This window comes from Chitinophaga ginsengisegetis (assembly GCF_900168065.1).
GTDB lineage: Bacteria > Bacteroidota > Bacteroidia > Chitinophagales > Chitinophagaceae > Chitinophaga > Chitinophaga ginsengisegetis.
Genome location: NZ_FUZZ01000001.1, coordinates 3,363,908 through 3,378,207, shown reverse-complemented (window position 1 = coordinate 3,378,207; position 14,300 = coordinate 3,363,908). Strand labels below are relative to the sequence as shown.

The 14,300-nt window shown below is 45.3% G+C and carries 8 protein-coding genes; 4 read left to right on the top strand and 4 right to left on the bottom strand.

Annotation, left to right across the window (positions count from 1 at the left end; genetic code table 11):
- Positions 1-73: 73 nt before the first annotated feature.
- A complete protein-coding gene (locus tag B5Z18_RS13410; protein WP_079469836.1) occupies positions 74-793 on the bottom strand; it encodes a ferredoxin--NADP reductase in 720 nt (239 codons plus the stop codon).
- A gap of 165 nt (positions 794-958) precedes the next feature.
- On the opposite strand from B5Z18_RS13410, the gene mfd reads away from it, so the two are divergent.
- On the top strand, positions 959-4,330 hold the full coding sequence (gene mfd / locus B5Z18_RS13405) for a transcription-repair coupling factor (protein WP_079469835.1): 3,372 nt from the start codon (positions 959-961) through the stop codon (positions 4,328-4,330).
- Positions 4,331-4,521: 191 nt separating this feature from the next.
- Positions 4,522-5,226: an SIMPL domain-containing protein gene (locus B5Z18_RS13400; RefSeq protein ID WP_079469834.1), complete on the top strand. Its 705-nt coding sequence runs from the start codon at positions 4,522-4,524 to the stop codon at positions 5,224-5,226.
- An 82-nt stretch (positions 5,227-5,308) separates the two neighbouring features.
- Here the strand turns inward: B5Z18_RS13400 and B5Z18_RS13395 are convergent, their stop codons facing one another.
- Positions 5,309-8,536 carry a TonB-dependent receptor gene (locus tag B5Z18_RS13395; RefSeq protein WP_079469833.1) on the bottom strand — a complete coding sequence of 1,076 codons (3,228 nt, stop codon included), beginning with the start codon at positions 8,534-8,536 and terminating at the stop codon, positions 5,309-5,311.
- Positions 8,537-8,851: 315 nt separating this feature from the next.
- Positions 8,852-9,310, bottom strand: coding sequence for a hypothetical protein (locus B5Z18_RS13390; RefSeq protein ID WP_143313567.1), 459 nt, complete (start codon positions 9,308-9,310; stop codon positions 8,852-8,854).
- 288 nt (positions 9,311-9,598) lie between these two features.
- Between B5Z18_RS13390 and B5Z18_RS13385 the strand changes: the two genes are divergently transcribed.
- Positions 9,599-10,927, top strand: a complete 1,329-nt coding sequence (locus tag B5Z18_RS13385) for an ATP-binding protein (protein ID WP_079469831.1) — start codon at positions 9,599-9,601, stop codon at positions 10,925-10,927.
- A gap of 5 nt (positions 10,928-10,932) precedes the next feature.
- Positions 10,933-12,153 carry a tetratricopeptide repeat protein gene (locus tag B5Z18_RS13380; protein ID WP_079469830.1) on the top strand — a complete coding sequence of 407 codons (1,221 nt, stop codon included), beginning with the start codon at positions 10,933-10,935 and terminating at the stop codon, positions 12,151-12,153.
- Positions 12,154-12,239: 86 nt separating this feature from the next.
- On the opposite strand, the gene gyrB is transcribed toward B5Z18_RS13380, so the two are convergent.
- Entirely contained in the window at positions 12,240-14,222 is a 1,983-nt protein-coding gene (gene gyrB / locus B5Z18_RS13375) for a DNA topoisomerase (ATP-hydrolyzing) subunit B (RefSeq protein ID WP_079469829.1), read from the bottom strand.
- Between the last annotated feature and the right edge of the window lie 78 nt (positions 14,223-14,300).

The following is a 14,300-nucleotide window of genomic DNA, read 5'->3' as shown; positions in this document are numbered from 1 at the left end:
TGTCGGCGCAAATTGCGCTGCCATCAATAACGGTGAAAAATACTGTGGGATTTCGTTTTTAGAAAAGACAGGATTAACCGTACAACTCCTGGTGGATATCATGCCGGTCGTACCCCATTGCCTGGATCCGTTGCTTTGCTTCGTCGATCATGGCTTTCCAGCCGCAAAGAAAGAAATTGGCAGGGCGCTTATCCTGCAGCAGTTCTTCATAAATACTGTGCACATAACCTTTCCGGCCACTCCAGTTTTCTTCGCGTGATAAAGTAGGAATGTAATTGAAATTGGGCAGCGTAGTGGCTAATTGTTCCATTTCAGCCGCATAGAGCAGGTCGTGCTGATAACGGACACCGAAAATAAGGTGAATAGGCGCATGCGGCACTCCATGCAACTGAATGTAATGTGCCATAGACCGGAACGGCGCAATACCAGTGCCTGTACAGATAAGGAATAGCTCTTTGTCCAACGGCTCCGGCAGTACGAAAACGCCCTGTGGTCCTCTCATCAGGAGTTCACTCCCTACTTTTATTTCATTGAACAGGTAAGTACTCCCTAATCCTCCTTCCAGCAAAACAATCACCAGCTCAATTACATTGGTGCCGTCCGGATGGGAGGCAATGGAATAACTACGCCAGCGTTTGTTTTTTTTCTCGTGGATGGGAAGGTCCAGGGTTACAAACTGTCCCGGTTTGAAATCAAACCGTTCCATGTCCGGTACCTGTATCCAAAAACGGCGCGTATTGTGGGTTTCATCCACCAACTTAGTTACGATTCCGGTATGCCATAGGTCCAGCATGGAAGTTGAGTTTGGTCTTATTGAATATAGTGAAAATTTGGCATTCTGCTATTGGGATATTTTCTTATTTATTTTTTTTGTTATGGAGAAGCAGAGCTGCCTTCTCTAAATATCTTCTCTAATCAAATTTCAAAATCGGTAAATCTTCGTACCTTTGCATTCTTCATGAATTTACAGGCTGTATTACAACTATTTCAACGTGATGCGCGCCTGCAGTCGCTGGTGAAGGGGATACAATCACCCACCCCACAATACTTTCAGCTCTCCTCCATTAGTGGAAGCGCAATAAATTTTGTGGCAGTCAGCACCTTGGCGCATGCAGATGCAAACCATCTCTTTATCTTAAACGATAGGGAGGAGGCAGCCTATTTCCATAACGACCTGGAGCAACTCAGCCAGGCACTGGATATTTTCTATTTCCCCGACTCTTTTAAGAAAGCTGGTCAGTTTCATGAAATCAACGGCAGCCATAGTATGCTCCGTACAGAAGCACTCATGAAGCTTTCCGGAGATACCGTAAGGAAGAAGATCCTGGTCACCTATCCGGAAGCACTCTGGGAGAAAGTAGCCGGTAACCAGGCTTTCAGCGCCAACATGGTACAACTGAAAGTAGGCGATGTACTGAAAGTAGATCCACTGCTGGAACAACTCATTGGCTGGGGTTTTCACGCCACCGATTTTGTGTATGAACCCGGTCAGTATGCCGTAAGGGGCGGTATCCTTGATATCTATTCCTTTGGTAATGAAAAGCCTTACCGTATTGAATTATTTGGAGAAGATATAGATTCTATCCGCCTGTTTGATCCGGAATCACAGCTCAGTGAACGCAAACTCACACAGGTAACACTGATCGCCAACATGGACACCCATGCGGCAGACCACAGCAAAACACCACTCACCGAATTCCTTCCTGCCAATACCGTAGTATGGATGAAAGATCCTTCCTATGTAAAAGGCGTGATAGAACAAATGGAACAACGGCTGGATGATTTCCTGCTCACCGGTCAGAAAGTGAAAGTGGATGAAGATGAAGAAATGGTGCTGAAGGAAGAAGACTTTGTGAAAGCGGCGCCACTGCTGGAGCAACTGTTGCAAAAGCCAACGATTGTTTTTGGTAACAAAGACTGGCTTACAGATAACGGTTACCAGCCACAGTTCATCGCCTTCGATACACAGGAACAACCCGTGTTTAACCGGCAGTTTGATCTGCTGATCAAAGATCTCGGTAAACATAACAGCAATAAATACTCCCTCTTTATATTCTCAGACAATCCGCGTCAGCTGGAACGTTTGCGCAGTATATTCGAGGACCTCAAAGCAGATTTTGTATTCTTCCCTATCCCTGTTGCCATCAGCAGTGGATTTATTGATCATTCGCTGAAACTGGCGTGTTATACGGATCACCAGATCTTCCAGCGCTTCCACAAATACAAGGTAAAGCAAGCCTACAACAAGAATAAGGCAATTACCATGAAAACCTTGCGGGAGCTGCAGTCGGGCGATTTTGTAACACATATCGATCATGGTGTGGGCATGTACAGCGGCTTGCAGAAAATTGAAGTAGGTGGTAAAATGCAGGAAGCTATCCGCATTATTTACAAAAACAACGACCTGTTGTATGTAAATATCAACTCCCTGCATAAAATCAGTAAATACACCGGCAAAGAAGGCGTGGAACCTAAAGTGAATAAACTGGGCAGCGATGCCTGGGATAAACTGAAGGAGAAAGCCAAAACGCAGGTAAAAGATATAGCCAAAGACCTGATCCAGTTGTATGCCGTACGTAAAGCCCAGCAAGGCTTTGCACATACGCCGGATACCTATCTGCAAACAGAACTGGAAGCGTCTTTCATCTATGAAGATACGCCGGATCAGAGCAAGGCCACCGCGGATGTGAAACGTGATATGGAATCGCCGGCGCCAATGGACAGGCTGGTGTGCGGAGATGTAGGTTTCGGTAAAACAGAAGTCGCCATCCGCGCAGCGTTTAAATCCATTGTTGATGGTAAACAGGCCGCCGTACTGGTGCCTACTACCATCCTCGCTTTCCAGCACTATAAAACATTTGCAGACCGCCTGAAAGACTTTCCCTGCACTGTTGATTACCTCAACAGGTTTAAATCTTCCAAAGAAAAAAAGGAAACGCTTAAACGCCTCGAAGAAGGAAAGATCGATATCATTATCGGTACGCATGCCTTACTGGGCAAGGAAGTGAAGTTCAAAGACCTCGGTGTGCTGGTGGTAGATGAAGAACAAAAATTCGGTGTTTCTGCCAAAGAAAAACTGAAACAGATAAAGCATAACGTAGATACCCTTACACTAACGGCAACGCCTATACCGCGTACGCTCCAGTTTTCACTGATGGGCGCCCGCGACCTCTCCGTAATCAATACGCCGCCGCCAAACCGCCAGGCCATTGAAACGGAAGTACAGGTGTTTAACCAGGACCTGATCCGCGAAGCTATTTATTATGAAGCCGAAAGAGGCGGACAGGTTTACTTTATCCACAACAGGGTAAAGGGCCTGAAAGAAATGGCGGGCCTCATACAGGGACTTTGCCCCGATCTGTCCATCGCTACCGCACACGGGCAGCTGGAAGGGCATCAGCTGGAAGAAGTGATCCTCGATTTCATTGACCGCAAGTACGATGTGCTGGTGTGTACCAACATAGTGGAAAGTGGTGTGGATATTCCAAACGCTAATACCATCATCATTAATAACGCCCATCATTTCGGGTTGAGTGATCTGCATCAGTTACGTGGCCGTGTAGGCCGCAGTAATAAAAAGGCTTTCTGTTACCTGTTGGCGCCGCCTATGAGCACGCTGCCTTCCGATAGCCGGAAACGCCTGCAAACACTGGAGCAGCACAGTGAGCTGGGCAGCGGTTTCCAGATCGCCATGCGCGACCTCGATATCCGTGGCGCCGGTAACCTGCTGGGTGGTGAACAGAGCGGATTCATGGCCGAAATAGGCTTTGATATGTACCAGAAAATCCTGGACGAAGCCATCCGGGAACTGAAACAAAATGAATTCCGCGACCTGTTTAAAGATCAGCTGGAAGAGAAGAAAGATTTCGTGAGCGACTGTACCATTGATACAGACCTGGAAATACTGATCCCCGATACTTATATTGAAAGCATCCAGGAAAGACTGAACCTTTACCAGGAGTTGGATAACATCACGGAAGAAGGCAAATTACAGGCTTTCGCCAATGATATGATAGACCGCTTCGGCCCCATGCCGGAACCAGTGAAAGACCTGCTCACCGCTATCCGCTGCCGCTGGATGGCCATACAGCTCGGCTTCGAGAAAATGATGCTGAAAGAAGAAAACCTGCGTTGCTACTTTATCAATAACCCGGATTCTCCTTACTTCGAATCCCCTACGTTCAATCATATATTAACGTATATACAAACCCGTACCAACAACGCCAAACTAAAACAGGTTGGTAAAAACTTTATGCTGGTGGCTTCCCGTATCCGTCATATGAACGACCTGTACGACTTCCTGAAAGCTATGACTGATAGCCGGAAATAATTCTTCCCCTGTAACATAATTCCTTTATAATCGTTTCATAACTAATATGAAATGTATAATTCTATTTCTGTAACTATTGCATTAACAAAATTTTATAAATCCCCTTTTGTGGAAACACTTTTTAACCCCGCATCATGAGGGTGTAAATAACAACAAACACTAATTTTTTTAACAATAGAAAACATCGACACATGAAAAAGGTAATGTTATTAGCAGCAGGATTATTTTTTGCACTGAGCACTTTTGCACAGCAAACAGATAAGCAGCCTCCGGTAAAAAAGATTGAAGTAAACGGATCCGCAGAAATGGAAATCACACCGGACGAAATTTATTTCAACATCTCTTTAAGAGAATATCTTAAAGGGAAAACCAAAGTGGAAATCAGCACACTCGAAAAACAACTGCAGAAAGCCGTATCTGATGCAGGAATTCCAAAAGCCGATTTCACCATTGAAAATGTATATGGTAACAACTTTGAGATTTTAAGGAAGAAGAAAGATCCGCAGGAATTTATGGCGCGCAAACAATACCGTCTTAAATTAAGCAAGCTGGATAAAATCAATGAAATCCTCGGCGCAGTAGATGCAGAAGGTATTGAAAATGCCAGGATAGCCTCTTACTCTTCCAGCAAAATGGAAGCTTACCGTAAGGAAGTAAAAATTAAGGCGCTACAGGCTGCGAAAGAAAAAGCAGAGTATATGCTTTCCGCTATTGGTAATAAAACAGATGGTGTGATCGAAATTCAGGAAATGAATACAGATAATTATTCTGATGTTCGTCCTATGATGAGTAACTACATGGCTAAATCAGCAGATAGTGCAGAAGCAGCTTCTGATATTGATTTCAAAACCATTAAGATCCGTGCAGAAGTAAGAGCAGTGTTTGCTATTAAATAATTACACTGGAGATGTAATACCAAAAAAAAGAGGTTGTTCCGTATGGAACAACCTCTTTTACGTTTTATTAAGACAAGCTGAATTAGAAGCTGTATCTCAGGCCCAGCTGCATCTGGTGACGCGATGCAAAGAAATCTTTTGAATATGGAGTGCCTGGTTTACTGAAAGTATAAGTAGGATAATTGTTAACCACTTTACCGGTAGGGCTCAAACCAACACTCGCCATTGAGTTAAAGGTGTTAGGCGTGAAGTACTGAATACCCCAGTCTTTGTTCAACAGGTTAGTAACGTTCACGATATCGTAAGTTAACGTGATGGTATGTACTTTCTTACCTGCTTTAAAGTTATAGTCCTGCGCGAAACGGAAGTCGGCTTGTGTGTTCCACGGTGTGCGGCCGCCGTTACGTTCAGTGAACTGACCTTTACGGCCACTCAGGTAGCTATTGCTGTTAACATAGCTCATGAAATCATTTGCCTGTTGAGCAGCGGTTGGTCCGCCTGCTTTATCGGTAAAGAAGTTGGTTGCTTCAGCCACATCTTTCGGGATGTAGGTGAGGCTCACCTGCTGTGGTGTACCGTTGATGGTAGCATTCACTAAACCATAAGAGAATGGTGTACCGGAAGAGGTATTGAAGAAGGCAGAGAAGTTAGATACCCATTTGCCTTTAGTGCCCCAATCCTGTTTGTAAGCAACGGTAGCAACGATACGGTTACGGATGTCGAAGTTAGAGTAAGCCAGTCCTGGATTGTTAGGATTCAGCGCCTGGTTCAGCTGCCAGTTTGATTCCATCGAGTTGCGGATACCATTGGTGATATCTTTTGCCTGTCCGTAAGTGTAAGCCACCATGAAGTTCAAACCAAAAGGGAATGTTTTGGATACCTGGCCGGTGATGCTGTAACGGTAACCTTTATCGGTGTTGGATAACAGGTAAGCGTTAGTATATAAAGGATTGATTTTAGAACCGGTGTAGATAGGCTGTTGTTTGTTTACATCGTATGCAAAGTAAGTTGGATTATCCGCCAGGTTTACCTGCTGGAACATCAGATCCTTGATTACTTTGGTATAGATACCTTCGATGGAGAACTTCCACTGGTCGTGGGTGGTGTAATCCAATGCGAGGCTGCTTCTCCATACCTGCGGCATTTTGAAGTTGTTGTCGATCATATCCACCTGTGTAGCGCCGGCAGCATTTTTAACATCTACGCCATTCTGAGAGGCAAAGTCTGCGATACCATTCTGGGATGGTTTTGCTGCAGGCAGCGGAGTGTTAACAAATGGTTTGGTGCTGCTTCTCTGATCGTAAGCGCCATAAGTAACACCATTGTTATAATAAGCATAACCGATCCATGCGAAAGGAATACGGCCGGTGAATAAACCGGATCCGCCACGCAGTACCAGGCTGTTATCGCCTTTGATATCGTAGTTGAATCCTAAGCGCGGAGAGATCTGCACATTATTCAGGAAGTCATTTTTGATATCCTTTGGTTTGGTATAGTTGTAAGTGGTGCCGTAGTTAGGATCTTCCGGTGATTTGATGGTTTTATCACTCAACGGCTGTTTGTTGGGAATACCTGTGTAATCCAAACGGATACCCGGAGTAATTCTGAAACGGTCAGTCAGCTGGATTTCATCCTGTCCGTAAACGCTCAGCAGGTTTGCTTTGAACTGGGCAGGAGGATTAGCCATGATATAATCACGGGAGTTGTTGGTGTAGTTGTAGTTACCACGTACACGTGCAGGATTGTTAGCCAGGAAGTCTTCAACGCTGTTGTAATCCAGACGGCCATTCCAGGAGTTTACAAAACCATAGGTGATGTTGTAAAACTCATTGTGTGTACCGAGGGTAATAGTGTGATTTCCTTTGAACAGGGTTACGTTGTCAGTTATCTCAAACGTTTTTTGTTTCATGTTGAAGATACTGGCTTCACGGTCGGTACCCAGGAAGATGGTAGAACCTGGTGTTCTTCCTTTAATCTGGATCTGTGGTGTAGCCGGATCAGACAGTGGATCCCTGTAATCGTGTACATTGGAGTAACCGAGAATCAGGCTGTTGGAGAAACCGCTGTTAAAGTTACTTTTCAGTTCCGCTACAGTAGAGGTCTGGTTATTTACCTGTTTGAAGTCGATACCCTTGAAACGGAAGTTTTGCTGATCGCGTTCCAGGTTGGTAGCTTCGGAAGTGATGGTGTTGTTACGAACAGACAACTGGTGTTTTCCATTGATGTGCCAGTCGATCCTGTTGAAGAATTTATTAGAGTTGGAATAGATGCTGGTGTTACCTGAAGTACCCGGATCTACGCCGTATGTTTTCATCAATGCGGTGATATCAGCAGCGTCTTTTTCTGTTAAGATGCCACCGCCATCAGCAGAACCTGCACCGAGGATCACCGGATCCACACGGCGGGTAATTTCTTCGTTGGTGAAGAAGAATAATTTGTTTTTGATGATGGGGAAACCGAGACGAACACCGGTCTGGTACTCATGAAAATCGCTTGGTAATTTAGAACCGTCGCCGGCGTTGTTTTTACCAACCATAGAAGCGTTGCGGCCAAATCCGTAGATGGAACCGTGTACTTCGTTGGTACCGCTGCGGGTTACGGCATTTACGCTACCACCGAGGAAGTTACCAACTTTCACATCGAAGGGAGCCAGTAACACCTGTATATCCTGGATGGCATCTACAGATACCGGGTTGGTACGGGTGCTGCTGCCTGGCTGACCGCTGGTGTTGCTTTGTCCACCCAGTGAAGGGCTGAAACCAATGGCGTCGTTGTTGATAGCGCCATCTACAGTTACGTTATTGTAACGGTAGTTGGTACCCAGGAAGGAGTTGTTGTTGCTCTGCGGCGTTACTTTGGTAAGGTCCTGCAGGCTGCGGCTCAGTGTAGGGAGCGCTTTAATCTGCTCCTGTCCTACCCTGGTACCGGATTTACCTGCACCGGCATTACCTGTTACCACCACTTCACTCAGTGCAGTGGATTCTTCCTGTAATTTAAAGTTGAAACTGGTGGTTCCCAGTCCGAGGTTAACATCTGATTTTACTTCTTTCTTATATCCAATGAATGAAACAGTGATAGTGTAAGGACCGCCTGGATTCAGGTTAGGCAGATTATAACGGCCATCAGTGTTGGTTTGTACGCCTGATTTGGCGCCGGTGCTGTTATTTACTATTACTACTGTAACGCCGGGAATGGCCTGTCCACCCGGATCGGATACTTTACCCGATATAACGGAAGTGGTCACCTGTGCGTTCGCGCTGTAACATAGAATTACAATGAAGCTAGCTAATAGCGTAAAGAATGATTTCATAAACTGTTTTGTAAGTATTTACAGGTGCAAAGGAAACAGTCTGATGCAACCAGAATGTTAACAGATCATTACGGAATTGTTAAGAAGTGCCTAAAACATCCTAAAAAGGAGCCGTTTAGGGCTATTTAGTGTTTAAATACTATCAGAAATGGGGGTTCTATTTAACTTTAATGTTAACAGTGCGCTAAAATGAGATAGGAATTAATTGTTAACTCAGGGTAAACAACAAACAAAATAATATAACCTTAACGTACGTACGAATTAAAAAGCCCCGCCTTTAAAGGAGGGGCATGTGAGAAAGTTCATCAAATGTGTTCAATAAATTTCGACTTTAAAAGTCCCGTCCGTTAAAGGTTTTTCTGTTTCACCACTTATTAATACACCGGAGAATGTCCCCTCCGCGTGTTTACTATTAATGCTCGTTATAATTACTTTGATATTTTTACTCAGGTAACCCGGTTCTTTTTCCTGGATATTCATCAGCGACATTTCCACATCTTCTATATAAGTACCCGCTTTCAGTGAATCCGGAAAAGTGATCATCAGCTCCATATGATGACCGAAGTTATTGGTAACGCCATCTATCACCAGGGTCTTTTTGCCGGCATATACAGTATCGGTGAGGTATGCTTCTGTGGCATTTGACTGGTATTTAACGCCATCCATTTTAAAATAGAAGCTGCTGGTTGGTGTTGTTTCGGTCTTTTTATCACAGGAACAAAGGATCGTTCCTAAAGCAGCAATAACGGCTACCATTAAGAGTTTCATTCTCATAACATTATAGTTTAGGCATGCCGTTTTTTAACGAAACGAAACCAGTGCCGGCCGCTTTTGTGCAGCCGGCCATTAGTTAATTTGACATAGGATACTGGTTAGGTTCTGTTGGCATAGGGATAATATGGCTGCAATATATATAAATATTTATTAATTAAATAAAATATATATAGATAGAATGAGGAGTATATTTTTGATGGACGTGGGGATTTAGGCACAATTAACACTTTTTTTGCGGCCGAATTGCGTATTATTACGGGGTTACTGAATAATTAAAAGAAGCACATTATGTCATCGGAAGTAATAAAGCAATTACAGGAGGCGGTGCAGTTTTCACCGGAGAATGTGCCTTTACGTATGCATCTGGCGCAGGTACTGCTGCAGGATTATGAATATACTGCCGCAGAAGAACAATACAGAAAAGTACTGGAACTGTCGTCTTCTAATACTGCTGCACAGCTTGGCCTTGCGCGCACCTTTTATCATCAGCATAAATATTCTGCTGCCATTGTGGTACTGGAACAACTGGAAAACCGGGAGCCGGACCATTTTGATGCGCTGCTGCTGCATTGCCGCATCCTGGTGAAGGAACAATCTATACCGTCTGCCAAAGAAATATATCAGCATTTGCTGCAAATAAATCCGGGCTTCCGTGATGAAGCACTGGACGGGCTTTTCAGGGTAGCGCAACAACCATCTGTTTCCTTTAACGGAGAAGATGAGGAAGAAGAAGAAAGTGAGAGCCTGTTCATGCTGGAAAAACCTGAAATTAATTTTTCAGATGTAGGCGGTATGGAAAGAGAAAAGCAGGAAATAGATCTGAAGATCATCAAGCCCCTGCAGTTCCCAGATCTTTATAAAGCCTATGGAAAAAAAGCCGGTGGCGGTATCTTGCTGTATGGCCCTCCGGGATGCGGTAAAACATACCTGGCCAAAGCTACCGCAGGACAAATACAGGCGGAGTTTATAAATGTAGGCATTCATGATGTGCTGGACATGTGGGTGGGTACCAGTGAAAAAAATCTGCATAGCTTGTTTGAGCTGGCCCGTCAGAGTAAGCCCTGTGTTTTGTTTTTTGATGAGGTAGATGCACTAGGCGCTAACCGTACAGCGCTCCGGCAGTCGGGCGCAACGCATATTATTAATCAGTTCCTCGCAGAAATGGATGGTATTGCCGCCAGCAATGAGAACATTCTCATTATTGGCGCCACCAATGCTCCGTGGAGCCTGGATCCTGCATTCCGCCGCCCGGGCCGTTTCGACCGGATCATTTTTGTGGCGCCACCGGAAACGGAAGGCAGGGAAGAGATCCTGAAGTTACAATTACGCAATAAACCGGTAAGCGATATTAATTACAACGCCCTGGCAAAGGCCACTCCGGGCTACTCCGGCGCCGACCTTAAAGCGATTGTGGATATTGCGATAGAAGAGAAACTGTTGGAAGCCTTGCAGAAAGGCGTACCACAGCCCATTACACAGAAGGAATTATTAAAAGCCGCCAAAATACATAAACCCACCACAAGGGAATGGTTTAATACTGCCCGTAATTATGCGCTGTATTCAAATGAAACCGGTCTTTATGATGATGTATTGAAATACCTGGATATTAAGAAATAACGTTTATGGCTGTATTAATTCAGCGCGCTCAGATTTTAGTACAACAAGGCCGCTTCCAAGATGCCTTTGCAGCATTACGTCAGCACCTGAGCACCAATGCCCACGATACCGACGGATTGTATCTGCTGGCAATCTGTTACCTGGAAACAGGCAACACGGCAGAAGCATCCCAGATAGCAAGCAATACCCTCAGCTTTGCGCCATACGATGATCGTTTCCTGTACCTGTTGTCCAGGATCGCTTTTGCAAAGAATCAATTTAACGAAGCTATCAGGACCATCAGCAATGCAGTGGCTATAAACCCTTACCGGGTGAATTATTTTGCCATGTGGAGCCAGATTTTGTTGTCGAGGAAAGAATATGAAGCCGCGCTCCACAAGGCGGAAGAGGGACTGGCTATTAACCCGGAAGATGAAGCCTGTCTTAATCTCCGTTCCCATGCGTTGTTCCGGCTGGGCAAAAAGGAAGAAGCATTTTCCAATTTGCATGAGGCATTGGAGCACAATCCCGAAAATGCTTACACCCACGCCAACCTCGGCCAGAAGTGGCTGGAGGCCGGTGATCACCGGAAGTCGCTGGAGCATTTCAGGGAATCGTTGAAACTGGACCCTAATAATGAATGGGCGCGGCAGGGCATGGTGCAAGCCATGAAAGCCCGGTACTGGCTGTACCGGCAGTTCCTGAACTATGCCTTTTTTATGGCGCGGCAAAAAGCGCGTACACAATGGATCATTATCATTGCCATCTTTATACTCACACAAATCGCCAGCAGGGTATTCTTCCCGGTATACGTACTGTTGGCATTCCTGGCGCTTTCTACCTGGCTCATTACGCCGGTGAGTAACCTGTTCCTGCGCCTGAATCCATACGGCAGATACGCATTGAGCAAAGAACAAACACAGGTGTCTAATGTAGTAGGGATCCTGTTATGTGTATCGTTAGCAGCAGGTGCGGCGTTCCTGTTCTCGCATCTGCAGGGATTGCTGGCATTGTGTCTTTGCAGTGGCATTATGTTGCTGCCGGCAGCGGGATTCTATATACCTGAAAGCAAAAAGAACCGCCGGATTATTACGTGGTATACCGCAGGGCTGGCGCTGCTGGGTGTGTTGGGTACTGTGTTGGCATTTGTTATTAATGATGCCTTCAATATAGTTGTTACTGCTATGCTGATAGGTGTGTTCCTGTACCAGGTGTTGGCAAATTATATTCTTACGAGAGAAGGATAAAGAGATTATTTTCAGATGATAAAACAAAAAATCCTGCCGCTGAAACGGCAGGATTTTTTGTTTATAACTATAACGTATATACGTAATTAAGCATCAATCTTAGCATACTTCGCATGTGATTCGATGAATGCCCTGCGTGGAGGAACTTCATCACCCATCAGCATACTGAATACGCGGTCAGCTTCTGCGGCGCTTTCAATGGTTACCTGTTTCAGGGTACGGTGTTCAGGGTTCATGGTAGTATCCCACAGCTGTTCTGCGTTCATCTCACCCAAACCTTTATAACGCTGAATGGTTACGCTGTCTTCTTTACCGCCGCCAGCGAGCCTTACGGTTGCTTCCTTACGCTGTTCTTCCGTCCAGGCGTAAGTTTGTTCTTTACCTTTTTTCACGAGGTACAGTGGTGGTTGCGCAATGTACACATAACCCTGTTCAACCATTGCTTTCATATAACGGAAAACGAAGGTCAGGATCAGTGTGGCAATGTGGCTACCATCCACGTCGGCATCCGTCATGATGATGAGCTTGTGATAGCGCAGTTTGGAAAGGTTCAGTGCTTTATCATCTTCTTCTGTACCGATGGTAACGCCCAGTGCGGTAAAGATGTTTTTGATTTCATTATCCTCGTAGATCTTATGCTCCATTGCTTTTTCCACGTTGAGGATTTTACCACGGAGCGGCAGGATAGCCTGGTAGTTACGGTTACGTCCCTGTTTGGCGGTACCACCTGCGGAGTCTCCTTCGACAAGGTACAGCTCACATTTGGTAGGATCGTTATCGGAGCAATCGGCCAGTTTACCTGGTAAGCCGCTACCGGTCATTACGCTTTTGCGTTGTACCAGCTGACGTGCTTTACGGGCGGCTTCACGGGCCTGCGCAGCCAATACCACCTTATTGATGATCTGCTTTGCTTCACGCGGATTTTCTTCCAGGAATGCCTCCAGTACTCCGGCAACAGAACTATCTACCACACCCATTACATCGGAGTTACCGAGCTTGGTTTTGGTTTGTCCTTCAAACTGTGGCTCAGGAACCTTTACGCTGATAATAGCGCTCAGTCCTTCACGGAAGTCGTCGCCGGTAACTTCGATCTTCGACTTCTCAAACATTTTATTCTTATCACCATAAGATTTAAATACACGGGTGATAGCACGGCGGAAACCGGCTACGTGTGTACCTCCTTCAATGGTGTTGATATTATTTACGTAGGAGAAAATGTTCTCACTGAATGCGTCGTTGTATACCAGTGCTACCTCTACGGCTACATTTGAAACCGGCTCATGTACTTCTACATAAATTGGATTCAGCAATATCGGGTTACGGCGGCCATTTTTGTCGAGCATCTGGATAAACTCGCGGATACCACCTTCACTGTAGAAAGTTTCAGAGAAGAAGTTACCTTCTTCATCTTTTTCACGTTCGTCGGTTAAAGTGATCTTGATTTTACGGTTCAGGTAAGACAGCTCACGCAAACGACCAGCAAGTATTTCGCGGTTGTAGGTGGTTTCCTTGAAGATTTCACCATCGGGTTTAAAGTGAATGGTGGTTCCGGTTACTTCACTGGTACCTATTTCACGTGCAGGATACTGTGGCGCGCCACGATGAAATTCCTGTTCAAATAATTTGCCTTCACGTTCTACAGTTACATAAAGCCTGTCGCTCAATGCGTTTACGCAACTCACACCCACACCGTGCAAACCACCGGACACCTTGTAAGTGTTCTTGTCAAATTTACCACCGGCGTGGAGTACCGTCATTACCACTTCCAGGGCAGAACGGCCTTCCTTCGGGATAATGCCGGTTGGAATACCACGGCCATCATCCTTTACACGGATGGAGTTATCTTCCAGGATGGTAACATCGATGTTTTTGCAGTACCCCGCCAATGCTTCATCGATAGAGTTATCTACTACCTCATAAACAAGGTGGTGGAGACCCTTGACGCCAATATCGCCGATATACATGGCCGGACGCTTCCTAACGGCTTCCAGTCCTTCCAATACCTGTATACTCCCTGCATCATATCCGTTGCTGCTGGGGCTGGGTGCTTGCACTAATTCTTCGCTCATATGTTGGTGTAAAATCTATTAGAAATAAAATCGGTAGACAATCATGCAAAAATACGAAAAATAAGCCTTATTTCCACA